The sequence below is a fragment of the Microterricola pindariensis genome, from assembly GCF_002936985.1.
Classification (GTDB): Bacteria; Actinomycetota; Actinomycetes; order Actinomycetales; family Microbacteriaceae; genus Microterricola; species Microterricola pindariensis.
On sequence record NZ_MPZN01000030.1, the window covers coordinates 16,365 to 39,745 of the forward strand.

18 protein-coding genes and 2 tRNA genes are annotated in these 23,381 nt (G+C 63.3%); 12 read left to right on the forward strand and 8 right to left on the reverse strand.

Features of this window, described 5'->3' with window-relative positions; genetic code table 11:
• Positions 1-243: 243 nt before the first annotated feature.
• Positions 244-317 (forward strand) — tRNA-Met (locus GY24_RS10165).
• 109 nt (positions 318-426) lie between these two features.
• Positions 427-500 (forward strand) — tRNA-Met (locus tag GY24_RS10170).
• Between the two features lie 234 nt (positions 501-734).
• On the opposite strand, the gene GY24_RS10175 is transcribed toward GY24_RS10170, so the two are convergent.
• From GY24_RS10175 to GY24_RS10195, 5 genes are all read right to left on the reverse strand, one after another.
• The gene (locus GY24_RS10175; protein ID WP_104475527.1) at positions 735-2,666 is read right to left on the reverse strand and encodes a hypothetical protein; all 1,932 of its coding nucleotides are present in this window, start codon (positions 2,664-2,666) and stop codon (positions 735-737) included.
• Positions 2,663-3,664, reverse strand: coding sequence for a site-specific integrase (locus tag GY24_RS10180; RefSeq protein ID WP_161498719.1), 1,002 nt, complete (start codon positions 3,662-3,664; stop codon positions 2,663-2,665). The genes GY24_RS10175 and GY24_RS10180 overlap by 4 nt, the downstream gene beginning before the upstream one ends.
• A 103-nt stretch (positions 3,665-3,767) precedes the next feature.
• Positions 3,768-4,664 (reverse strand): site-specific integrase, encoded by an 897-nt coding sequence (locus GY24_RS10185; RefSeq protein WP_104475529.1) that lies wholly within the window; start codon positions 4,662-4,664, stop codon positions 3,768-3,770.
• A complete protein-coding gene (locus GY24_RS10190) occupies positions 4,661-4,984 on the reverse strand; it encodes a hypothetical protein (protein ID WP_104475530.1) in 324 nt (107 codons plus the stop codon). The genes GY24_RS10185 and GY24_RS10190 overlap by 4 nt, the downstream gene beginning before the upstream one ends.
• Positions 4,985-4,986: 2 nt before the next feature.
• On the reverse strand, positions 4,987-5,301 hold the full coding sequence (locus tag GY24_RS10195) for a hypothetical protein (RefSeq protein WP_104475531.1): 315 nt from the start codon (positions 5,299-5,301) through the stop codon (positions 4,987-4,989).
• A gap of 185 nt (positions 5,302-5,486) precedes the next feature.
• Between GY24_RS10195 and GY24_RS10200 the strand changes: the two genes are divergently transcribed.
• The 6 genes from GY24_RS10200 (at position 5,487) to GY24_RS10220 (ending at position 13,808) form a co-directional block, all read left to right on the forward strand.
• Positions 5,487-6,056: a hypothetical protein gene (locus GY24_RS10200; protein ID WP_104475532.1), complete on the forward strand. Its 570-nt coding sequence runs from the start codon at positions 5,487-5,489 to the stop codon at positions 6,054-6,056.
• A gap of 121 nt (positions 6,057-6,177) precedes the next feature.
• Complete coding sequence (locus GY24_RS10205) at positions 6,178-7,743, forward strand: type I restriction-modification system subunit M (RefSeq protein ID WP_104475533.1); 1,566 nt, start codon at positions 6,178-6,180, stop codon at positions 7,741-7,743.
• A complete protein-coding gene (locus GY24_RS10210; RefSeq protein ID WP_104475534.1) occupies positions 7,740-8,960 on the forward strand; it encodes a restriction endonuclease subunit S in 1,221 nt (406 codons plus the stop codon). Before GY24_RS10205 ends, GY24_RS10210 begins: the two co-directional genes overlap by 4 nt.
• A complete protein-coding gene (locus tag GY24_RS10215; RefSeq protein ID WP_104475535.1) occupies positions 8,957-12,055 on the forward strand; it encodes a type I restriction endonuclease subunit R in 3,099 nt (1,032 codons plus the stop codon). The genes GY24_RS10210 and GY24_RS10215 overlap by 4 nt, the downstream gene beginning before the upstream one ends.
• A 609-nt stretch (positions 12,056-12,664) precedes the next feature.
• On the forward strand, positions 12,665-13,051 hold the full coding sequence (locus GY24_RS17650) for a mCpol domain-containing protein (RefSeq protein WP_161498720.1): 387 nt from the start codon (positions 12,665-12,667) through the stop codon (positions 13,049-13,051).
• Positions 13,044-13,808 carry a hypothetical protein gene (locus GY24_RS10220; protein ID WP_133161160.1) on the forward strand — a complete coding sequence of 255 codons (765 nt, stop codon included), beginning with the start codon at positions 13,044-13,046 and terminating at the stop codon, positions 13,806-13,808. The genes GY24_RS17650 and GY24_RS10220 overlap by 8 nt, the downstream gene beginning before the upstream one ends.
• A 202-nt stretch (positions 13,809-14,010) precedes the next feature.
• Here the strand turns inward: GY24_RS10220 and GY24_RS18235 are convergent, their stop codons facing one another.
• Both GY24_RS18235 and GY24_RS17490 read right to left on the reverse strand, forming a co-directional pair.
• Complete coding sequence (locus GY24_RS18235; RefSeq protein WP_456080961.1) at positions 14,011-14,577, reverse strand: Cap15 family cyclic dinucleotide receptor domain-containing protein; 567 nt, start codon at positions 14,575-14,577, stop codon at positions 14,011-14,013.
• A gap of 116 nt (positions 14,578-14,693) precedes the next feature.
• Positions 14,694-15,611, reverse strand: coding sequence for a nucleotidyltransferase family protein (locus GY24_RS17490; protein ID WP_133161161.1), 918 nt, complete (start codon positions 15,609-15,611; stop codon positions 14,694-14,696).
• 363 nt (positions 15,612-15,974) lie between these two features.
• Between GY24_RS17490 and GY24_RS10230 the strand changes: the two genes are divergently transcribed.
• From GY24_RS10230 to GY24_RS17975, 4 genes are all read left to right on the forward strand, one after another.
• Positions 15,975-16,259, forward strand: coding sequence for a hypothetical protein (locus GY24_RS10230; RefSeq protein ID WP_104475538.1), 285 nt, complete (start codon positions 15,975-15,977; stop codon positions 16,257-16,259).
• Positions 16,260-16,425: 166 nt separating this feature from the next.
• Positions 16,426-17,028 (forward strand): hypothetical protein, encoded by a 603-nt coding sequence (locus tag GY24_RS10235; protein WP_133161162.1) that lies wholly within the window; start codon positions 16,426-16,428, stop codon positions 17,026-17,028.
• 973 nt (positions 17,029-18,001) lie between these two features.
• Positions 18,002-18,367 (forward strand): DUF898 family protein, encoded by a 366-nt coding sequence (locus tag GY24_RS10240; RefSeq protein ID WP_104475540.1) that lies wholly within the window; start codon positions 18,002-18,004, stop codon positions 18,365-18,367.
• Between the two features lie 2,065 nt (positions 18,368-20,432).
• A complete protein-coding gene (locus GY24_RS17975) occupies positions 20,433-21,524 on the forward strand; it encodes a DUF2510 domain-containing protein (RefSeq protein ID WP_104475541.1) in 1,092 nt (363 codons plus the stop codon).
• Positions 21,525-21,901: 377 nt separating this feature from the next.
• Here GY24_RS17975 and GY24_RS10250 read toward each other — a convergent pair.
• The coding region (locus GY24_RS10250; RefSeq protein WP_104475543.1) for a SulP family inorganic anion transporter at positions 21,902-23,381 on the reverse strand (1,480 nt) is incomplete at its 5' end.

Consider the following 23,381-nt stretch of genomic DNA (forward strand, 5'->3'; position numbering starts at 1 on the left):
CCGCCGGCGCACCCCGCCCCACGTCGGCTGAGCGACTGACTTTCCCTACGTCGGCTGAGCGACTCTCCCCGCGTCGGCTGAGCGAGGAACGAGCGAAGCCCTGACAGCCCGCGGACACCGCAGCCACCGGCATTCGGCCGTCGTTCGAGGCGGCCTGCGGAGGTGGGCGGCGCGCCCGAGAACGCACGGAAACGGCCCTCGATTCGTCGCCTCCCAGCGCGTCTGGTAATCTAATTCTTGTGACGCGGGGTGGAGCAGCTCGGTAGCTCGCTGGGCTCATAACCCAGAGGTCGCAGGTTCAAATCCTGTCCCCGCAACAGAAACAGAAGGCTCGGAATCGTAAAGGTTCCGGGCCTTCTGTGTTTAACGCGGCCGTCGGGCAGTGAACATGCGCACCCAAAACGTGGGGTAGTATTGATCTTGTAGCGCGGGGTGGAGCAGCTCGGTAGCTCGCTGGGCTCATAACCCAGAGGTCGCAGGTTCAAATCCTGTCCCCGCAACAGAAGGGCTGTTCGCGAAACTATTCGCAGAACTACCCACAAAGAATCGCCCTCGAGGAAACTCGAGGGCGATTTTGTGTTTCCGGGACCTTTTCGTCGCCGGTGCAGGCCTCGGCCACAGTGCTGGGCCGCTGGGCGCCGAATCTGCGCGCCCGTTAACGACTTTCAGGCTCGCCGAAGAGATCGGTAGGCCTGTGTGTGCCCTCTCGGGCGGTATCGGGTGCGGCTGTGCGGTTAGGTGCGCAGGGGTGGCCCGCCGGTCTCGTCCGACGGTGCGGGTCTGGCCTTGTCGGGTCGTTCGACGCCGGCCGGGTAGGTGTCGGTGTAGGGGTTGCGGAACTCGCGGTCGCGGCGGCGGATCAGGTTCGGCTTCGCGGGCCGGCCGCCGGCGGCGCGCATGTCCGCTTTGAACTTGTCGCTGAGGAAGGCGGCGATCTTGCGCAGGTTGAAGTTGGTGAGCAGGATCGTGACGATGATCTGCGCCGCGCCCATGCCGCGGACGCGGCGCCGGTTCGCGGACTGAATGTCTTCGGTGCCGCCGGCTTTGATTTGTGCGTTCAGGGATTCGATCGAGTTGCGGGCGTGGGTGTGGAACGTGTCCCACTCCTGGGTGCCGTAGTCGAAGGCCTGCTGGGTGCGGCGCATCTCGGCCTCGTCGAACGACGCCGAGTGCTGCCGGCAGATCTTGTCTGGGAAGTCAGGTAGGTCAGCGGCGTCCACGGCCGGCCGCTCCTTGTCGGCGATTTTCCGTGTCTGCAGCAGTTCGCGCAGCGGGCAGGTGACGGTCGGGCTGGGGCCGAGTGCGGGGCAGCGCAGCATGGTGCGGCCCTTCCCGTCCGCCTTCTCCTTCACGTGGAGCTTGAACGCCTTGCGAGCGCCGATCCGGGCCCGGTACGTCTCGGAATCGATGGTCCCCTGCGACTTTGCGATCGAGGCGTTCTGCAGGGCCGTGGGGGTGCCGGGGCAGTACGCACCGCCCTCGATGAAGAGGGCGCCGTTGGCGCCGCCCTGGACGCCGAGCCGGTCGACGCGGTAGTCGGTCGAGGGCGTGAAGCCTTCGGCGAACGCCGGCTCATGCAGGCGTTCGACGAGCGAGTTCGCCCAGTATCGCTTGTCGGCGTCGCCGATGCCGGGCTGCAGGCCGGTCGCCTTGGCAGCCCGCATCAGCGACACGGCTTCCTCAGCGACGTTCACGTTGGGCAGGCTCAGGGTCGCCGCGACGGCGAGGGCGGGGAAGCGGCGGCTGCCGGGTTTCTCGGAGTCGACGCGGACGGCGATGTTCGCTTCCCACCCCCAGGCGTAGTTCGTCGAGGTGGTTCCCTTGGTCTGGGGGCTGGCGGTGTCGAGTTCGCCGCGGCGGTTGTCGGTGCGCTCTCCGGTGCGCACATGCCATCCGGCGTAGGCGTCGACGGGCCCGGGTGGGAGTGTTCTGAGGTCGGCGGTGGCGGCCTCCTCGGTGACCTTCCGGGATAGGCCCTTCTTTGAGTAGCCCTTCGTGGTGGGTGTCCCGACATAGGTTTGGTCGAAGGAGAGGTCGATCTTCCTCGAGGCGCGGCGCACGTCGCGGGGCTGCTCGTTGAACGTCATCAGCAGGAACAATTTCGTGAATTCGTCCAGCCGGGCCTTCCGGGTCAGCTCGAGCGCCGAGTCGTGTGCGTTCAGGATCTGTTGGATCTCGGTGTGGGTTTTCGCTCGCCACCTCTCTTGCGGGAATGGATCCATCAGGTCGTTCATGCGGTGGAACGCACGGTGGGTGTTGCTGTACCAGCGGTTCTGTTCTGCGACGTGCTCGACGAAGCTCACAAAGGACGGTTCGAGGCCGAGGAGGGCGCGGGAGGCGTCGCTGAGCTCATGCTGGAACAGCCGGGCCAGGCGGGTGATGAAGATGGGCTCGCCGCGGTTGGCGAGCAGCATGCCGGTGAGGATCGCCCGGTCGTTGATCAGTGCGGGCCGCCCGCCAAAGCCCTCACCCAGGGAGTCCTCTGCGCGCCAGTCCTGCAAGCGTTCCAGCACGCCGGTCTTGCGGACGCGGGCCTCGAAGCGTTGCACGTCGACGTCGGGGAGGGCTACCTGGATGCGGCCACGCCCCATCACCTCCTCCTGGGTGATGCCGCCTAAGTCGCGGGCGAAGACGGAATAGTCGTGGTCGGTGTCGCCGGCGCTCATCGGGCGAGCTCCTCACCGGTGAGGAGCCCGAGGTAGGGGTCGAGGGCGGGTGTGCGGGCGTGCATGAGGAACTTGTCGAGGCTGGCAGCGTTCTTCAGCCCGGTGACGGCGAGGAGCACGTGCAGGGGGAGACCGTTATTGATGTGGTCGACGATCCAGCTCGTGCGGAGCCGGGACACGGTGGGTCGGATGCGGCAGGGGTGCTCGGTGAGGAACACCTGCAGGGCGTGAGGCGGGTACTCCGCGAGGCGATGCCCGCGGAACACGTACTCGTCCGCGTTCGCGCGGCCGTCGATGGCGCGCAGCAGGGTGCGGGTCCAGGGGTGGCGCACCGGGACGCGGCGGGGGTTCGGGCCGGGCACGGTGACGAACAGGCGCCCGTCGACAACATCGATGTCACGGAGACGGATCTCGACGAGGTCCTGGGAGCGCAGCCCGGCACCACCGGCGAGGCCAAGGATCGCGGAGGCATTCTGGCGCTTGTGGGTGGTGCTCAGGCTGTTCGCCCAGCTGTGCATCGCCGCGATCTCCGCATCGGTGAACGGCTTACGGCGCGTGGACGGTGCCGGTGCGGGCAACTGGGCCACCCGGGTGTCGGCGAGGCTCCTGGCGACGCTGGCGAGCTCCCGGGCGATGCCCCACCGGTGCCCCTCCGAGTGTTTCGGGTACTGGTCTTGCAGGTAGCGGTAAACATTTCGCTCAGTGAAGACACGGTCTGCGGTGAGCTCGCTGCCGGTCGTCGTCCACACCCACGCCGTGAATCGGCTCGCCATGGTCATGTGGCGGCGGACCGTTTCGAACTTCCGGAACTGCATCTGCACGGCGTTGCCGATGACGAACTCCCGCACCGCCTGCCACTGCGAGGCGGGGACGCGCGGGGCGTAGCGGATGATCACCGACCAGACGTGGTCGGGCAACTCAGGGTCAAGGGCACGCAGGTGCGCGTACCGAGCGGAGTCGGAGTGGAATTTGTCGTTGAGTCGGTCTTTTTCAATCACGTAGAGGCTGTGCGCGGCAGCCATTCGCGTTTTGAGGCGGCAAATCAGCTTCCAAAGCATGCCCGGCCACCAATGCCAACCTGAAATCCCAGATCATTGCTAATTAACGTGGAATCAATGGGTTCTGGTTGTGCCTCGTTCTGGGGGCAAAAGTCGCGATTTTGTCCAGAGCGGCGAGGTTCTTCAGGCCCGAAATCCGCAAGAATTCCTGCGGGGGAGTGCCGTGGGTGAGGTGGTGCAGGAGCCAGGTGGCCCGCATTCGGCTGGGCCGCACGTCCAGAGTGGTGTGCGCCCGGTGCAGGAAGTCCGTGACTTGCCAGGTGCGGGAACCGGACCGGCCCGGGACGAACACCCAGTCGCCGGGATCGAACTCGACAGCGCTGCGCTTCAGCGGCGGCTGCCAGTCGGGCAATACGGGGACGACGCGGGGCCGGCTCTCCCACACGATGACGACCAGCTGGTCGCCTCGGATGTCCATGCTGGAGACGCGCAGTTCCAGGATCTCCCGGGTGGCGAGGCCGGCGCCGAGTCCGAGGGCTAGCAACGTGAGCGCGTCGTGGCGGCGGCGGGAGGTGTTCTGGCCGAGCGCCCAGCTGTGGAGGGCCGCGATCTCAGCGGCGCTGTAGGGCTGGGTGGGTACCGACCGGGGGATCGGGCGTTGTTTCGGCAGGCTGTCGGCCGGGTTCAGCGCCCGGACCATCAAGGTGAGAGTGGCCCGGTGTGTGGCTCTGCTGCCGCGCAGGTAGTGGCCCATGCCGAGGTGCACGAACTCCTCGACCACGCTGGCACGGAAGATGCGGGTGCGCTCAAGCGGTGTGCCACGGCTCTGCCACGCCCACAACACGTACGCAGTCGTCGCCGGGAACAAGGTGCGCGGCTCGCGCCCGTTGGTGGCGGCGGCGTCCGTGACGGCGTCCTCGATGAACCCGCCGATCTCATCCCAGTACGGCAGGGCAAGCGTCGGCCGGTACCGGTACGGCTCCGCAGCTGCAGCGTTCACTGCAACACCGCTCGCGGGGACAGGACGATGATGCTGACCACAGGGGTGCTCTCCCGGGTGGTGCACCACACGTTCTCCAGGTGCAGGTCGATCAGCACGAGCATCGGATGCGACACCTCGCACCGTTCGACGTCGATCAGGTCGACCTTTTCGCCGTCGCGGCGCAGCGTCAACGTCTCGTCATCGTCGGTGCGTGCGATCCGGCACAGGCTGCGCCCGTCCAGGTCCAGCCAGTACCGGCTGCCCGACATGGTGGTGACGAGGTAGCGCCCGGCCATGTCATCCGTCAGCGTGGACAGTGCCTCTCCGGACCCGGGCATACTCACACCCCGGGCTCGGGTGGGTCGCCGGCGGGTGCGCGGTCGATGCTGCGGACCACAGTCGACCGCTGCCAGAAATAGTCCAGCAGGGCGGCTTCGGAGCCGACGGGCCGCATCTGCCAATACCCGGGTTCGCCCAGCGCACAGGACAGGATCTGCAGCAGCGGTCGTGTCACATCGTTGACCGAGCGCGACGCGAACTCACCGGGGATGCGAGTGACGACCATTGCGTCGAGGTCAAACCGGTACGTCGAACTGTTCGTCGTCACGATCCAGCAGCCGCCCTCATCGCCGTACAGGGCATCGGTGTCCGTCATACGCCTGCTCCCTCCGCTGCACCCCGGCTGCGCGTTCGGCGCAGCCGGTCGAAGACAACGCTAGAGAGTCCCCGGCTGCCAAACCGCCGACGTTAAGACAAAGATCCCCCTTTCCTGCTGCCACCTCGCTTTTCCGCGCATAGATGCATGCGACGGCGCACCCGCGCCGAGAACAGGCAGAACACATGCAGCAGAAGACCCCCGCACAGCTCCACGCCCACGCAGCCGCGCTCTGGCAGGCGGCAGAACCAGACGATACGTCCGCGCACTACGAACGAGCCGATGGCTTCGTTGCCGGCGTCTTCGGCGAGCTTGGCACTGGCTTCCCGCGGCGCCCGCTGAACTGGGCGCGCAGCCTGCACCGCTACGAACACCACGGGCGCGAAGGCGGCAGAGCGCCGCGCGAGAACACCCGCGACCGCAGCCAACTCCCGCCGGACGAACGCCGCATGGCCGAGTGGGCCCGCTACCAACGCCGCTTCAGCGACACCCTCTGCCGGTACCAGCAGATCCGCCTCGATCTCTCACCGGTGTTCCAATGGGACCCGCATCAGGCCGCCTGGCAGATGCGCCTCCACGAGTGCAAGCTTCACCGAGTTCGAACGGGAGGATTGCCGTATCTCAACCAAGACGACCCGCACGAGTTCGCTCTGGCGCGCTGGCTCGGGCGACAATTCCGACAGCTTCAGTACGGCACCCTTTCGGCTGGCAGGGCGCTCGCCCTCAGCCGATTGCTTGACCCGGACGCTGGCTAGGATCGGTTTCGCATCACCGCGGATCTGCCGTCCCGGTCATGTCGGCGCGGGCAAGTAGGGTGAGAGCACCCGCGGTCATCGAAGGACGTAGTCCGCTGGGTACGAGGAGAAGCACAACCACATGACGCCGACCACCAAAGAATCTCAGCGCGCCGAACTGCACAAGACCATCTGGCGCATCGCCAACGACCTCCGCGGGTCGGTCGATGGCTGGGACTTCAAGAGCTACGTGCTCGGCATGCTGTTCTACCGCTTCATCTCGGAAAATCTCGCCGCCTACATCAACAAGGGCGAGCACGAGGCCGGTCAGACGGTTTTCGACTACGCGCACCTCACAGACGCGGAGGCCGAGTTCGGGCGCACGGCGACGGTCGAGGAGAAGGGCTTCTACGTCCTGCCGTCCGAACTGTTCCAGAACGTGCGCCGGCGCGCACCCCAGGATGCGAACCTGAACGAGACGCTGGAGCGGGTCTTCAAAAACATCGAGGGCTCCGCGGTCGGCACCGACAGCGAAGACGACCTCAAGGGACTCTTCGATGACCTCGACATCAACAGCTCCAAGCTCGGCAACACGGTGGCTAAGCGCAACGAGAAACTCGTCAAGCTGCTCGTCGCCATCGGCGATCTGCCGCTCGGCAACTTCGAGGACAACTCGATCGACCTGTTCGGCGACGCCTACGAATACCTCATGCAGATGTACGCCTCGCAGGCGGGGAAGTCCGGCGGTGAGTACTACACCCCGCAGGAGGTCTCCGAGGTCCTCGCCCGCATCACCGTGATGGGCAAGACGCGCGTCAACAAGGTCTACGACCCCGCAGCCGGATCAGGATCCCTGCTGCTGAAGTTCGCGAAGGTGCTGGGCCCGGAGAACGTGGGCGGCTTCTACGGCCAGGAGATCAACCTGACCACGTACAACCTCGCACGAATCAACATGTTCCTGCACGACGTCAACTACGAGAAGTTCGACATCGCCCACGGCGACACCCTCATCGAACCGCACCACTGGGATGACGAGCCGTTCGAGGCGATCGTCTCCAACCCGCCGTACTCCATCAAATGGGACGGCGACGCCAACCCGCTGCTCATCAACGACGAGCGCTTCGCGCCGGCCGGCGTGCTCGCACCGAAATCGAAAGCCGACCTCGCCTTCACGATGCACATCCTGTCCTGGCTGGCCGTGAACGGCACCGCCGCGATCGTCGAGTTCCCCGGCGTGCTGTACCGTGGGGGAGCAGAGCAGAAGATCCGCAAATACCTCATCGACAACAACTACGTCGACGCCGTCATCCAGCTGCCCGCGGACCTGTTCTTCGGCACCACCATCGCGACCTGCATCATTGTGCTGAAGAAGTCGAAGTCCGACAACGCGGTGCTCTTCATCGACGCATCGGCCGAGTTCAAACGGGTCGGTAACAAGAACAAACTCACCCACGGCCACCAGCAGGCGATCCTGAGCACTCTTGAGGGCCGGGCGGATGCCGCGCACTTCGCGACTCTCGTGTCGAACGAGGGCATCGCCGCCAACGAGTACAACATCGCTGTATCCTCCTACGTCGAGCGGGAGGACACCCGCGAGGTCGTCGACATCGCCGAGTTGAACGCCGAGATCGCACGCATCGTCGCGCGCCAGGCTGAGCTGCGGATCTCGATCGACGCGATCGTGGCCGATCTGGAGGGCGACAGGTGAGCCGGGTCGACGACCTGATCGCCGAACTCTGCCCCAGCGGAGTTCCATTCAGGACGCTCGCCGAAACCGCTGAAGTGTCGTCTGGTGCGACGCCGTCCAAAACGGTCGCCGCATATTGGACGGATGGCACGATCCCTTGGCTGAGTTCGGGCGAGGTCAACAAAGGGACGATCTACGAAGCTGACACCTTCATTACGCAGGCCGGATACGACTCTTGTAGCACCAAAATTGTGTCGTCCGGGTCTGTCGTTATGGCGTTGGCGGGGCAGGGCAAGACGCGCGGGATGGTCGCAAGGACCCGTCTCGACTGCTGTACTAATCAATCACTCGCATCCATCGTCCCGAAGAGTGAGCTTGATAGCGACTTTCTGTTCTACTTCCTGAAGACGCAGTACTCCCGGCTGCGCGATGTGTCGTCAGGCGACGGTACTCGGGGAGGATTGAACCTTCAGATGATCCGGGCATACACGGTTCCGGTGCCGCCTCTCGAGGTGCAGCGGGAGATCGTGAGAATCTTGGATCAGTACACTCAGCTGGAAGCGGAGCTGGAAGCGGAGCTGGAAGCCCGACGCCGACAGTACGAGCACTACCGGACGGAGGTCTTCGCGTTCCCCGAAGATGGCGGCGTTCGCTGGTCTTCGCTCGGCAGCATCAGCGCCAAGGTGTCGTCGGGCGGAACACCATCGTCGGGTCGCGATGCCTACTACGGTGGACATATTCCTTGGCTACGCACCCAAGAAGTTGACTTCGGTTCGGTGGACTCGACCAGCATGTCCATTACGGAAGAGGGCCTCCGAAACTCGTCGGCCAAGTGGATCCCGAAGCACTGTGTCATTGTCGCGATGTACGGTGCGACTGCCGCGAAGGTTGCCATCAACGAGATTCCCCTAACGACGAATCAAGCGTGCTGTAACTTGCAGATTGACCCAGAACAAGCGGAGCACCGATACGTCTTCTACTGGATCGCCAGCCAGTATCAGCGGCTAAAGAACTTGGGGGAAGGCTCTCAATCGAACTTGAACGCGAGGAAGGTAAAGGACTTCCCAATTCCAGTGCCGTCACTTGACGAACAGAGGAAGATCGTTAGGCTCCTGGACAAGTTCGATGCACTCGTGAACGACTTGAGCTTCGGCCTCCCAGCTGAGCTTTTGGCGCGTCGCAAGCAATACGAGTACTACCGCGACAAGCTGCTGACCTTCGAGGAGGCTGCCGCGTGATAGAAACCCCTCCCAGGAAGTACGAGCCGATCGCTGTCACTGCGGAGAGCACCGTTGTCGCCGAGTATGTTCCTGATGCCCGCGCCTCGGTGGCTTACCAGTCCGAGTCCGCGCTGGAACAAGAACTCATCCGCTTGCTCCAGTCACAGGCGCACGAGTACTTGCCGATCACCTCGGAAGCCCAGCTCGTTTCGAACCTGCGCGCGCAGCTGGAGGCGCTGAACCACATCACCTTCACCGACGCGGAGTGGATCGATTTCTTCGAGACCAAGATCGCCGGCAAGAGCGACGGCATCGTCGAGAAGACCGTGCGCATCCAGGAGGACCACGTCCAGCTGTTGAAGCGGGATGACGGTTCGACGAAGAACATCACGCTCCTGGACAAGCAGAACATCCACAACAACCGGTTGCAGGTGGTCAACCAGTACGAGATCGGCCAAGGCGAGGGCGTCGCGAAGTACGCGAACCGCTACGACGTCACGGTGCTCGTCAACGGCCTGCCGATGGTGCACATCGAGCTCAAACGCCGCGGCGTCGACATCCGTGAGGCGTTCAACCAGATCGACCGCTACCAGCGCGACAGCTTCTGGGCTGGCTCCGGTCTGTTCGAGTATGTGCAGTTGTTCGTGATCAGCAACGGGACGCTGACGAAGTACTACTCGAACACGACCCGCAGCCAGCACCTCAAGGAAGGCCAGAGGCCGGGTAAGGGGAAGAAGACGTCGAACTCGTTCGAGTTCACGTCGTGGTGGGCGGATGCGCAGAACAAGCCGATCCAGGATCTGACGTCGTTCGCGAAGACGTTCTTCGCCAAGCACACGCTGCTGAACATGCTCACCCGGTACTGCGTGCTCACCGCCGACCGGCTGCTGCTCGTGATGCGCCCGTACCAGATCGTCGCGACGGAGCGGATCCTGCAGCGGATCGACATCGCCACGAACTACAAGAAACTCGGCACGGTCGCCGCGGGCGGCTACGTGTGGCACACGACCGGTTCGGGAAAGACGCTGACGAGCTTCAAGACGGCGCAACTCGCGTCCAAGCTGCCGAGTGTGGACAAGGTGCTCTTCGTCGTCGACCGCAAGGACCTCGACTACCAGACGATGCGTGAGTACGACCGCTTCCAAAAGGGGGCGGCCAACTCGAACACGTCCACGGCCGTCCTCAAGCAGCAGTTGGAAGACCCGGGCGCCCGGATCATCATCACGACGATCCAGAAGCTGTCGACGTTCATCAAGGCGAACAAGGGGCACGCGATCACGCAGGACCACGTCGTGGTCATCTTCGACGAGTGCCACCGCTCCCAGTTCGGTGACATGCACACCGGCATCGCGAAGGCGTTCAAGAAATACAACCTGTTCGGGTTCACCGGCACCCCGATCTTCGCCGCCAACGCGGGCACGGGCGGCAATCCCCAGTTGAAGACGACCGAGCAGGCGTTCGGCGAGAAGTTGCACACGTACACGATCGTCGACGCGATCACCGACAAGAACGTGCTGCCGTTCCGCATCGACTACGTCAACACCGTCAAGGTCGGCGCGGTCGTCGATAAGCAGGTGTCGGCCATCGACACCGAGAAGGCGCTGCTCGCGCCGGAGCGCATCAGCCAGGTCGTGAAATACACGCTGGAGCACTTCGACCAGAAAACCAAGCGATCCTCCAGCTATGAGCATTCCGTTGTGACGAACGTCGCCGAGTCGACCCGGGCCCGCCGTCAGGCCGAGGCGGTGCGGGGGCGCAAACGGGTGCGCGGCTTCAACGCGATTTTCGCGACGGCCTCGATCGACGCGGCACGCCGCTACTACAACCAGTTCCAGCTGCAGCAGGCTGATCTCTCACCGGATCGCCGGTTGAAAGTCGGCATCATCTTCTCGTACGGCGCCAATGACGCCAGCGATGACGGCATCCTCGACGACGAGGCCTTCGACACCGACGCGCTCAGCACAGACGCGCGCGGCTTCCTGGAGGACGCCATCCAGGATTACAACGGCCTGTTCGGCACCAGCTACGACACGAGCGCTGACAAGTTCCAGAACTACTACAAGGATCTCTCGCAGCGGCTGAAGAACCGGGAGCTTGATCTGGCGATCGTGGTCAACATGTTCCTGACCGGGTTCGACGCGACCACCCTGAACACCTTGTTCGTGGACAAGAACCTGCGCGCGCACGGTCTGATCCAGGCGTACTCGCGCACCAACCGCATCCTGAACTCGGTGAAGACCTACGGAAACATCGTTGCCTTCCGAGATCTCGAGGAGGAGACGAACGCGGCGCTCGAGCTGTTCGGCAACAAGGACGCCCGCGGCGTCGTGCTGCTCAAGCCGTACGGCGACTACTACTGCGAGTACGCCGACAAAGTGGGCGAGCTGTTGGCGTCGTTCCCGCTCGGGCAGCAGATCGTGGGGGAGGCGGCGCAGAAGGAGTTCATCGGGCTGTTCGGGCAGATTCTGCGGCTGGAAAACATCCTCACGTCGTTCGACGAGTTCACCGGCCACGAGATCCTGACCGCACGCCAGGGGCAGGATTACCGCAGCGTCTACCTCGACCTGTACGCGGAGTTTCGCAAGGACAAGGACGCCGACAAAGAGATCATCAACGGCGACGTCGTATTCGAGATCGAGCTGATCAAGCAGGTCGAGATCAACGTCGACTACATCCTGATGCTGGTGCAGAAGTTCCGCAGCCAGCACGGAGACGGCGACGACAAGGAGATCCGCGCCGAGATCACCCGGGCCGTGGACTCGAGCCCGTCGCTGCGGAACAAGAAGGACCTCATCGAGGCCTTCGTCGACTCCGTGTCGGTCGACGCCGCGATCGACGAGGAGTGGCAGGCCTTCATCGCCGCCCAGCGCGCGGCTGAACTCGAGTCGATCATCGAAGACGAGCGCCTCCGTGTCGATGAGACGCGCGACTTCATCGAGAAGGCCTTCCGCGACGGTGCGCTCCGCACGACGGGGACAGCGATCGCGACGGTGCTGCCGCCGGTGTCCCGGTTCTCGGCTGAGGGCGGCCACGGCGAGAAGAAGCAGCGCGTGATCGAGAAGCTCGCTGCGTACTTCGAGCGGTTCTTCGGGCTGGGGACGGTGGCCGAGTAGGGCTCGGGCGCCAGATCTGTCGGTCTGGACAGCGGAAGGGGCAAATCATCGAGTCAAGCAAAGTTTCTGCAGCCGTGGCGTTTCTAGGACAAGTCGATCGGGTCTCCCTAACGAAGGCTACGAGAAATCCGCGCTCCTTGACTCGCCTGAATGAGCTGGAATCACTTGGTGCGTACTAAGAGTCGGTTTGTCTCCGATAAAGGATCGGGCGTATTCGTGCGCGAACCCGAGATCGGCGCTGGAATGCGAAAGCTTGCCCCTTGCCTCGCGGCCGCGACCGTATGCGTCCCGCCAAAGTAAGAGATGGCATCGCAGCTCAGAACCCAGGCTCGGCGAATCGAGAGGAGCTTCATTCCTTATTGGGCCTGTGAGCGTTCGGCCGCCGGATGGATCAGAGTAGGGCGCAATCTCCGCTGTTCTTCGAAAGAGTGTGGTCATCGTTTCGTCGGCATGACTAGCGTGTGCCTTCGGCATTCCCGGTTCTCTCTTCCCCGACCAATTGGACCGCTCGAGCCACACCGCTTCCTCTCGATTCGAGCAATGGCCGAGCTGCCAGCGCAGAGTCTCCGCGATGACGGGCGAGGAGTCAGTCGGCGCTACGATCGGACTGTGAGCTTGCATTCAGAGAACGGCATTTACGCGTACTTCGACGGCGACGATGTCGGAGCGAATATCGAGCTGTGTCTACTTGAAGACAACGTCGGCGCCGCGTCTCAGATCAGCTCTCGCGTATCTCATGCAGTCCAATGGTTGCGAGGTTGTCTCGAACGGGACTTTTCTGGAGAGATCAGTTTTGCTGCTGGCGATGAAGTGCTTGCGTTTCTGCGAAAGATCCCTTCGAAGGAACAAATTGATCTCCTGCGATCAGAATTCGAGAAGCTAAGCGGGCTAACCATATCCTGTGGGTTCGGCGCGTCCGCTCGAGACGCCGCCAGCCGCTTGAGACTCGCAAAGCTACGCGGCAAGGATCGTTCGGAAGGTGCGCCCGTTGGATGAACGCCTGGTCATATTGGCTTCATCGCTCAGACCGGATGTCTACTTCAATATCATTGGGCATAATGCCCGGCAGGGAACCACTCAATTCGTCATTGCCGCTGTCGGCGATCTACCGGGAGGAAATCCCGAGAACCAAGCAACCGCGCTCCAGCACGGCCTTACGCAGTTCGTGCAGTCTCTAATGGATTCCACTTACCTCAAGCACTCCGCACCGACTGCGATCTACAAAGAGCCACTTGCGCGCCCGGACGAAATGAAGGCTTTCTTCGAGGAGATCGTCTGGGGCCGCCTCCAGTTCACATATCTTTCGGTGCAAGAGAAAGAGCTGACCCAGTTCCTGAGGGACCAGCGTGCTGCCGGGGCAGCATTTGACGTCACCGCCTGCAGAAATTCCGTGCTTGCGGGCGCAGTCGCTTGGCTGGTTTCGAGAGGCGGGTCTCCCATTCACACCTTCGAGATAAACACTGCGCAGGTTTTCGGTGAAGCGGACTTGCTTCCTTACCTTGGAGCAGATCAGTACACCTACCGAGACCTTTCGAAGTCTCCCCTTATTCGGGGCGCCACGCGCCGCATTAACGCGGGTACCATTCACAGGCGACGGTTCTGGCTAATCTCGGCCGCTGTGGCAGCTAGCGTGGGCCTGCTCGCGTTCATGATGCCTGTCGACCTTTCGACACCAATTCTTGCTGCAGCTGCAACCTTCGCGACGATCATGTCTGGAGTCGGGCTTGTCGTTCGCAGCCCCGACAACAGCTAAGTATCTAGCTCATGATCCTCGACTAGGCTGCAGCTAGTTCGGATAGCCTGCGGCCAGTCGCGATAGCCGCGTTGCGGCAGCCAAACCAGACTGCGTTTGACGCAGCGGCGTCGGACTGTCGCGGTCCGCACCGTGAACGCTGCACAGAGCAGTTCTCAGCGCGCGATTCATCTGTGGATGAGCGAATTCGCTCCTGTGCGGGTTAGTCGACCAACTGGCCAGCATTCTCGTCCACGATCTTTGATCGCGTCGTCTGGCCGGCTGCGTGCAAGGCCGCTGACTCGAAGGACGCATGCCCGGTTGTCCGACTGATCAGCTCCGCACTCAAGTCTCCCTTCGTGTAGCGATCGGTGAAATACCGACCCACTATCTCTTTAGGTTGTAGAGACGTCGGATCTAGCTGTGATGTGCCGAAGTGTCTCATGCTGCGATGTGTTTCTGATTCCTTCGGACTGTTCTCGTACGTGAAGGTGAGTGTTGACACATCATTGCCGGGCCGGAGGTCCCAGTAGAACGAGCGGCTGTCGCTCGTGCTCTGCTTCGTGTATGAGCGAACTGTTACGAACCAAAACGACTGACGGATCACGAAGTAGCCGGTGATCGGCCCACGACTACCGCCCTCGGGTATGTGGCTATCCGCAGTCGGGTGGTACGTGACTCGCCACAAGCCGTCAAGTCGCGGGCGATGCGCTGCAGATTGCAACCCGGGTAGTCGCCATAGCCATGCGTCCCAGAGCCAGAGTAGAACGGCTGCAAGGAGCGGCAACATCGCCAGCGCGCGAGCGAGAGCAGGAGCGAGGGTCACCCCGGAGAGGTACAAGGCGGCGGTATAGATAGTGCCGACCGCGACCACGATCAACCGGACCAGCGGGGCAGGCCGCCCCACTACGCGTCATCTCCATAGCCGAGATAGTTCCATGTAGAAATGACGAGTTCGAGGCCCATCGCCACAGTCCATTTCTGGGTGCTGTGGAAAAGGTACTTGATCTCATTTGGCTCGAGCATCCTGTCGTCGGCCTCGTTGCCCAAACGCTGATGCAGGGCCTGGAGCATCGCTTTGAAGCCCTGGTCGAGGTCGCGGCCGCTCATGAGTGTCGCGTCGTCGACGTTGTAGACGAGGCACTCCATGAAGTACGAAGGCATCTCAACAATTGTCCCTGCCGCAGCGAGGACGTTCTCCGCGTTCTTGAGCGCGCGAACGAAGTACTTGTATCGGCCCCCGGTAGCGGTGTTCTTCGCAATGCCATTGTCTGCTTGTTGCTGCGGCCAATTGACAATCTTCTTTCCATCGCTCGCCCAGACACAGCTCCCGGTCCTGTCCAGCGATGCGCTTCGAGCAGTGTCGCTGTATTGCTTGTAGAGGAAGCTGGGCACGATATCGATGCTGGGACGACTGCCCGACTTCGCGGCAACGTTTATGGCAATGTTGCCAGTGCCATCGACGTCGGCAGCTCCAAATTTTTGGGTGATTGCGGCGAGGACTTCGCCGCGCCACTTTTCTTTCGTCCAGGAACCGGTGTATGGAGTCGGAGCCGGGTTCGACGGTGTCACATTCGGAGCCCAGTCGTAGTAGAGGCATTCATGAAGTTCGATGACGATGTCCACGTCGCTGTCGAGCCGAACGTTCGTGTTGTTGCGGTAGCTGCCCTTGGCGTAGATCCGGTAGTCGGTACTGCGAAAAGCGGGATGCGCGCTGAACGCCTCACGCACCATGCGCTCGGCGCGATCCTGCTGATCTTTCTCAGTGTCGCTGGAAGGCTTGATCCAGCGAGACAATAAAGCGCTTCGGTCGGTCTTGTTCACTTGCAATGCTCCGGGTTCTGCCCTGAGAGCGCTCTGACATCGGGTACTCGCCAGAACGCTTTCACCTGAACGATTACAGGGCGATTGAGTAGGGTTTTGATGAGCGTAGCGGTGTTGTCCGACATGAGAGTTCGTGGCAAGCGAAGGCCCACTCTGCCAGGCTATAGATTCCCGTCGCACTCGAATGGGGCTGCGGTCCGTCTACTTGACTCAACTCAACTGAGAGCGGTCCCCAGGGTTCTTTGCTGGCCGTCAGTAGCACGAAGCGCCTGAAGCGCGCCCTCCTCTCCTCGTCGTCCCCCTCATCCTCGCCTCACCGCCTGCACGCTTGGTGGCTACTACGCCAGCGAGGACATCGAGAGTATGCGCGACAGAGATGCCGAGTACGACAGCTCCGATTGGGAGGTGCAGCAGGACGAATCCTGTGCAGACGAGTACCTGGAGCAGAGCATGTCGGAGCGGTATGAGGCGACAGGTTGGACCTGCTCGTACTCGCCGACGATGAATGACGACTGGCACGACGACGCCGTGTGCCGTAACGGCAACGAGGTCATCCGCCCGTACCTGCGCGAGTGGGATGACTTCGTGACCGAGGCCGAACTCATGGAGTCGGCGCGCGAGTACGCGGCCGAACTCAACGCCGGGTAACACGCCGGTGACCAAGCAGCTGCCGAACCCGTCACGCTGGGCGCAGCTTGACTTCAAGAGCCCTGCGCGCACTCGAATGAGTAGTTTGAATAAAACCGTGGGCTCGCTAACGTGTCTTCAGACGCGTGCCGCTCGGGCACACGGCAGTACCTGCGCAGGAGCCCGTATGACCAACGAAGTTGTCCGCCCACGAGATATTGTGACAAACGGCGAGCTTACCCAGACCGAAGCCCGAGCGAAATTGCAATGGGCAATCACTTGGTCCAAGGAACGTCGAGAAGGGTCCCGCGAGCGGGGCGCAGTCGAGACCCGAATTGATGTCGACTACCTAGACATGCTTCTCGCGCTCGCTGAGATTGGCCTCAGGAGCATGGTTCCGGGTGCGGAAGAGACGGCGGAGCTCGCAGCGGCAGAAGTACTAGAGTCCTTTGTCCCAGATACCCACAGGCTGGTGAGGAAGCCAGACGTACACGCCGTGAGGTTCGACGGCTCAAGAGGACATGCCGCGCAAATCATCGCCTGGGCGGGCAAGGACGTTTTTGGGTTGCTCGGTCAGACTTCCACTGATGCTGATTCGAGTGATGGAAGTCTCGTGCTCTCCCTCTGGGAGGAAGGATATGGCGAGTCCGGCTTTGACAAGGCGGAGCCCAGCGAGCGACTCCTTGCCTGGGCCGGAGACATCATCGTGATGGAAGAGTACAGCTACAACAAACGCACCTACTCTGAGCGACAGTTCGAGGCCGCGTTTGGTGAGAAGTTCGCGGTATGACTCGGCGTGAGGTTTAGCGCTCGCACGCGGTGGAGGAAAAGTGTCAGCCCGCGGAGGAAAACGGATTTCCTAGTCCGCTGACTTCCGCGCCCTGCCGGGTTTCGCGAACAGCCCACAGAAGGTAGTTCTAGGAACTACCGCCAGAATCGCCCTCGAGGAAGCTCCGGGGCGTTTTTGTGTTTCCGGAGCGGTTCTCGTATTTATTTCGGCCACGGGGGCGAATTCTGATCGGCGGCGGCGCCACTTTGGGCGGAGCGCTATTGGCTTTCACGCTCGCTGAAGTTGTCCGTGAGTTTTGGGGTTTGCCCTCTCGGGCGGTATCGGGTGCCGCGTGGCGGGGTATTTCCGCGGGGTTGCCCCCGCGTTCAGCCAGCTGCTCGCCAGCAAGGGGCTGTGATTGACAGATTGCCATCGAGACTCCACTTCGCGAATGAACACATACTGGGGTTGCCAGGAACTGGCTCAGCTGGATCGTCGCAAGAGTCTGGTGGAGATTGCGCTGTGATCCTGAACTTCATGGGGCACTCGGTATCGGGCTCCATGCCACGTGCCGCTGACCAAGCTCGCTATGCGCGCGCCGAAGTGGTCGTTTCTCCAGGCCGACAGCCTCCCCAGCTGGGAACGACGAGGCTCTATTGAGCCGCTTGGCTTGGCGAACTCGCCGCCGAGGCGCGGTGAGCCTGCAGTGCCTCGACTGACTGGACAGCGAACCCTGGATTCCTTCTCACTTGTGCGATCAGCTGATCAACCGATCAGCGGACAGGCGCAGCGAGCTGGGAGCGCATTCTGTCGGCCAGGCAGCAGACCGCGCGTGCTGTGGCGACGCACGTGGCGGCAGCGCCCCTCTCGTTGACCTCAATCCGACACGCCCAAACGCATGCCAAACCCCCATGTCGGCGGCACCCCATATGCTTCATGTGCCCCATTCTCACAGCTCAGTCACAGCTGACTCACAATTTTAAGGACTATCGATTTGGCCAAGCAAACTCGCTTCACATTCGACGGCGGCGCTGGCACGTACCTCGGTACTGCACTCCTCGGTGCGCTCGTCACCATGGTTACTCTGGGCATCTGCTACCCATTCGCCTTGGTGCTCAAGGAACGGTGGCGAGCCAAGCACACTTTCATCGACGGGCAGCAGCTGGTTTTCACGGGCAGCGCGACTGGACTGTTCGGGCAGTGGATCAAGTGGTTCCTGCTCTCGGTGATCACGCTCGGAATTTACCTCTTCTGGGTTGGGCCGAGGCTTCAGGCCTGGGTGACTGTGAACACTGAGTTCGCGTCGCCGGTCGCTCCGCTGCAGACGTGGGACCCGAGCCGGGCCGCTGTCGGCGTCTAACTGCGCAGCTCGAAAACGCCTCGCCAGCACCACGATGGCGGGGCGTTTTCTGTCGTCGCAGTCTTTTTCGGAGGAGGCGCTGTGTACTTGGCCCGCCGAGCGGTGATCGCCAGAGGGGGCCGCGAGTTGCTCGAACCATAGCGTGGCTAGCACCGGCGGGGACTGCGCGCGGATGGCCGAATCTGACATTCCCCGCTGTTTGCCTACAGGCTGGGATACGTGGAGCAGGCCGAAAACGGTGCCGCTGGCGCCCAGGAATGGCGCCAACAAGTGCGCTGGGGCTCTGTGGGGTCGCTTCGCGGGTGAGAGCTGCGGCTTCATCCCTGCCCGCCGGTTGACGTCCTGCGGTTCATGGCAGCGGATCCGGGCGCCGTGGTGCGTGACTCTGCTTCGGAAAACGCTCAGCGAGACGCGAGGGAGGGCGGTGAAATACCGGCTGGTGAACCGCGGACGAGCAGCAGGCGCCCGGTCCTGGTGTCGGCCGTCGTCAGCTCGGCTGTGCCTTTGCCACCCATCGCTACACTCATCTCACTCCCGTTGAACAATGGCTACTCATTCACCGTCGTGGATTGGGAAGCGAGGCCTGTTACGCCGCACACCGTCAGCAGCGAAAGATCCGGGGTAACTCGAACCGATACCCAGATTTGCGGGATCGGCGATGACTATTGGAACTACTGGATCCACCTGTCGCTGGCTACAACTCCGTGTGCGCTGGACCGTCGTTCTCAACCAGTGCTCGGAAAACGTGCGCCAGCATGTCTGAGCTCGTAGAGGGGCTGAGGACAGCTACGCGTCCTGTGGTTGTGGGTGCACCACGGCTGGCACCGAGAGCGGCAAATGGGGTTGGCCATGACTTCGTCTCGAGCCTCAGCGGATGACCGTCTCTGACGCCAATGCCGTGCCGGAGATCACCCACGAGGAATACTGCCATTTTGAGTTCGCTCACGTCACGCTCGGGAATTGCCTCGGTCAGCCGAAGACTGAGTTCGAGTAGTCCTGATGAGAATCCCCGCCCACGGCGTGCCCGAGTTCGGACCGGTCCGGCGCCCGGAAATGCCGGTCGGAGGCTGCCCAGCCGGCATCCCCGGAATCTGACGCGGTCGCGCCCGAGGGAGCGGACCCACGAATCCGGAGGCCGTCGTGAGTGGCAGCGCTGCCCTAGCACGTGGCGATGTCTCGATCGCCTCGACTAGCCGTCGCCGCCGTTGCCGCACTCATGGCGTTACTTCTGACGTGATGCAGCAGGGGGCGCCTAGCGTTACGGCGAGTTCGAGCCGGCCCATACGCCTCCGGCCGTTGACCCCGCAACCGCGTGCAAATGCCTGATCGCAGTGCCGCGAGGTCTCGCTCAGCAAAAAGCTGCCGAGCCCGATTGCGTCGAGATCGGCGACAACAAGTGGGATTCCCAGAGCGACTTGGCTCGAGTTGGCACGTCCCCGGTGGCGGAGAGTCAGCCCGGCGGTGGGATCGCCTGGGACGAAGCGATCAATCATGCAGGCACGAGCCAGCGCGTGTGCGGCCCGCTTGCCGACGGCGGCATCTCGAACGACGATGTCGTCCTGAACCTTGTGCGCGATTACCCCGACCCGGCGCGATTCCAGATCGTGCTCATGGCCGCCGCCGGCGTGGAGCCCATCAGCACGGGGCGACGCTGCGCACGACTGCCGCCAGACCGCAATCGGACGGGAGTCGGACGATGCGGTAGTTGGCCGTCCGGGGAGAAACCCATGGTGACGGCGGGATCGTGGAGTCCTCGGGCGAGTGGGAGCGCCCAACTTGAATCGCGCGCTGCAGGTTGTGAGTGCTCGTGAGCCCCCGAACAGCAGCCACTTGTGTGATTCTTCACGATGGCACTCGCCGTGGATGCTACGGCGCGGCGAACCCGCGCCTGAGACGCGGCGAGAGCCTGGCGGGAGGTTTCCACCTGCTCGTGGCCACGGAGTGTTCTCTGCCTTCGAGGCTAGAACAGGCCAATTGGGTGGGAGCGTGACCGGTTCGGGGGAGTGCCGGAGGCATCGCCGGTCTGAAAGTATGAGAAATTCAGCCCGAACGCCGATGGAGTTTTATGTCCGACCAGATGATCCCCGCCGGCTGGTACGCCGATCCGAACGATGCGTCGAAGCTTCGTTGGTGGGACGGTACGAACTGGCTGGACTATTTTGCACCCGCTGCTCCTCCGGCACCTGTTGTTGTGCGGCCGGTCGGACCCGCAGTGAACATCGCGGCACCGGTTCTCAGCGACCCTCCCGCGGCAGTCGAGGTTCTGGATGCAGACCCTGCGCTGGATCCGCAGGTCTCGCCATCCTTTCTGAGCCACGCGAAGAACCTGACGACCGGTCTTCCGGGCCTGGCCGTCGGACCGCTGGCTGCAGGCGTAGCGATGGCGTCGGCGGCGCTCGGCGCCCAAGCAGAAAAGTCAAGCTCGGCAGTCGCTGTCGCGCCGGCTGTTCCGCCCGCAGCACCCGCCGAAATCGTCGCTATCGCGCCCTCGGCCCCCGCTGCGCCGGAGGCAATCCCAGCTTCGGCCCCAGCCCGCACACTCCTTGATCACGCTGCGGACCTCGTTGGTGACCACCGTGTTCAGGGCGGGGCGATGGGGGCTGCCGGTGCAGCTCTCGCAGCAGGGGGAGCTGCCTCCTTGATCCGGAAGGAGGGCGCAGGACGGAGAGCATCGAAGATATTCCTCATTGGGCTGATCATCTTTGTGGTCGGTGTCTTCGGGCTTATCGGCGGTATCTCCGAAGCGCTCACGGGGCCTTCCGAGGTGACCACGAGTGGAGAGGTGACGAAGATCCAGTCGAAGCCCCTCGGCGGGTGCATCCCCACTGTCGAGTTTCAGGTTCAGGGGCAGACCTACACAACTCGTCCGAGCAAGTTCGAGACCTGCGTCTGGGAAGTTGGCGACACAACATCGGTCAGCTACACCGCCTCGTCTGGCGGAACAATCGCCCGCCTCGGAACGTCTACGTCGACAGCGTCGGCGATCCCGGGATCAATCATGCTGATGCTTGCGGGCCTCATCGTGTCGGCGTGGGCACTCATCCCCATCGCTATCCGCGCGGGGTCCATAGTCGGGGGCGCCTACCTCATCCGTCAGGGTCTTCGCCGGTCGAAGACCCAGGCGGATGCGGCGAGCCCTGACCAGACAGCCGACTAACTTCGACGGGCCCCGCGCCAGTACGTCGCCGTCGTACCCCTCTGTGTCCGACTCGTCGTCGCCGTCGAAACTGCCGAAGGTTTGCTTGAGTCAGACGAACCAACAGCAGTTCCCTCCGATGCAGGTCGCACGTGAGCTGAAGCGCACGCCCGCGTTCGTGCTCTTTGTGGAACGCGAGGCCCGACATCCGACCGCCGAGGAGAGAACATGCTCGACGCGGAGAAGAGCGCATTTCGTAGTGGACATCGCTCCGCGAGTCGACGGGTTTCGCGAACAGCCCACAGAAGGTAGTTCCAGGAACTGCCGCCAGAATCGCCCTCGAGGAAACTCGGGGGCGATTTTGTGCTTCCTGGGGGGATTCTGGCATCGGCGCAGCCTCACCCGCTCGGCTCGGACGGCGGGTCAGACGACTCACGCTGGGCCAGCACTGCAGTGGCGACGTTGCCGTGGATATTGCCCGCGCCAATGCGATGGAGCACGCCGTCCCGTTCGAGCGTGGCACGGACGGTTGGTTTCAGGCGGGCCAGGCGCAGCGTGATGCCGGCATCCTGAGCGAGGTCGACGACATCACGCATCGTCGCAGCGCCCTGGGAGTCGATGAAGTTCATGCCCGCACAGTCGAGAACGATGCCGGTCAGGCCGGGGTGCGAGTGGATGACGTCGCGCAGCCTGTCCTCCAAGGCATCCGAGGTGGCGAAGAAGAGCCCGCCGTCCATCCGCAGCACAGCGACACCGGGGTCCAGCTCGTCCTCAGGATGCTCGCTCAGCTCGCGGAAGACGTCGGTCCTGGCCTTCCGGGCGAGGATCGGGATGTGTGGGTGCGTGGCAACCCCGATCAGCCAGAGCAGCGACAGGCCGATGCCGATCAGCACGCCGGCCAGTACCCCGAAGGTGAGGGTGCCGGCGATGGCGGCGATGGCCACCCAGAAGTCGAAGGGCTGAACGCGGGCGAGGCGCCGCATCTCGGGGATGTTGATCATGCCCATGACGACGGCCTCGATGATCAGCGCGGCCAGGACCGGCTTGGGCAGCGCAGAGAACAGGGGGGCCAGCACGAGCAGCGTCAGGAGCACCATGACGCCGGAGGTGAGCGAGGCCAGCCCGGTGCGGGCGCCGGAGTGGTCGTTGAGCGAGCTCGCCGACAGGCTGGTGGAGACCGGCATGCCCTGGAACAGGCCCGCGCCGGTGTTCGCCAGCCCCTGCGCGACCGATTCCTGGTCGATGTCGACCTGGTAGCCGTGCTTGGCGGCGAACGTGCGGGCGTCGCCGGCCGTCTGGGAGAACCCGATCAGCACCAGCGCGATGGCGGCGATCGCCACGGTGCCCGCGTGATCCCACATCAGCCCGACATCCGGCAACGCCAAGGCGGGCAGGCCGCGCGGCACGTCCCCGACGAGCGCCACCCCGCGGTCGCCGAGCTGGAAGATCCAGGACGCGAGCAGACCGCCGACGACCAGCACCAGCGCGCCCGGCACCTGCGGGGCGATCCGCCTGAGCCCGAAGACGACGAGCAGCGAGATGCCGCCGACGATCGCGGTCGCCTGGTTCCACTCACCCGCCGTCCCCAGCCACGACCACAGTTCCTGGAACGAGTTGCTGCCGCTGGCCGGGCTGCCGGTGAGCTTGGGAAGCTCCCCGATGACGACATCGATCGCCGCCCCGAACAGGAACCCGGTCACCACGGCGCGGGAGAGGAACTGCGCAATCCAACCCATCTTAAGCACGGCCAGGAGCAGGAAGAGCACCCCGGATGCCAGAGTGATGCCCGCCACGAAGGAGGCGACGTCCACCTGCTCGGTGATGCCGGCGGCGACCACCGAGCTGGCGGCCACGGCGGCCAGCCCCGAGCTCGGGCCC

Coding starts and splice junctions, on each gene's coding strand:
- GY24_RS10205 (WP_104475533.1), top strand. CDS start 6,178: ATGACGCCGACCACCAAAGAATCTCAGCGCGCCGAACTGCACAAGACC.
- GY24_RS10230 (WP_104475538.1), top strand. CDS start 15,975: ATGCGCGACAGAGATGCCGAGTACGACAGCTCCGATTGGGAGGTGCAG.
- GY24_RS17975 (WP_104475541.1), top strand. CDS start 20,433: ATGTCCGACCAGATGATCCCCGCCGGCTGGTACGCCGATCCGAACGAT.
- GY24_RS10200 (WP_104475532.1), top strand. CDS start 5,487: ATGCAGCAGAAGACCCCCGCACAGCTCCACGCCCACGCAGCCGCGCTC.
- GY24_RS10195 (WP_104475531.1), bottom strand. CDS start 5,301: ATGACGGACACCGATGCCCTGTACGGCGATGAGGGCGGCTGCTGGATC.
- GY24_RS10190 (WP_104475530.1), bottom strand. CDS start 4,984: ATGCCCGGGTCCGGAGAGGCACTGTCCACGCTGACGGATGACATGGCC.
- GY24_RS18235 (WP_456080961.1), bottom strand. CDS start 14,577: ATGTTGCCGCTCCTTGCAGCCGTTCTACTCTGGCTCTGGGACGCATGG.
- GY24_RS10235 (WP_133161162.1), top strand. CDS start 16,426: ATGACCAACGAAGTTGTCCGCCCACGAGATATTGTGACAAACGGCGAG.
- GY24_RS10175 (WP_104475527.1), bottom strand. CDS start 2,666: ATGAGCGCCGGCGACACCGACCACGACTATTCCGTCTTCGCCCGCGAC.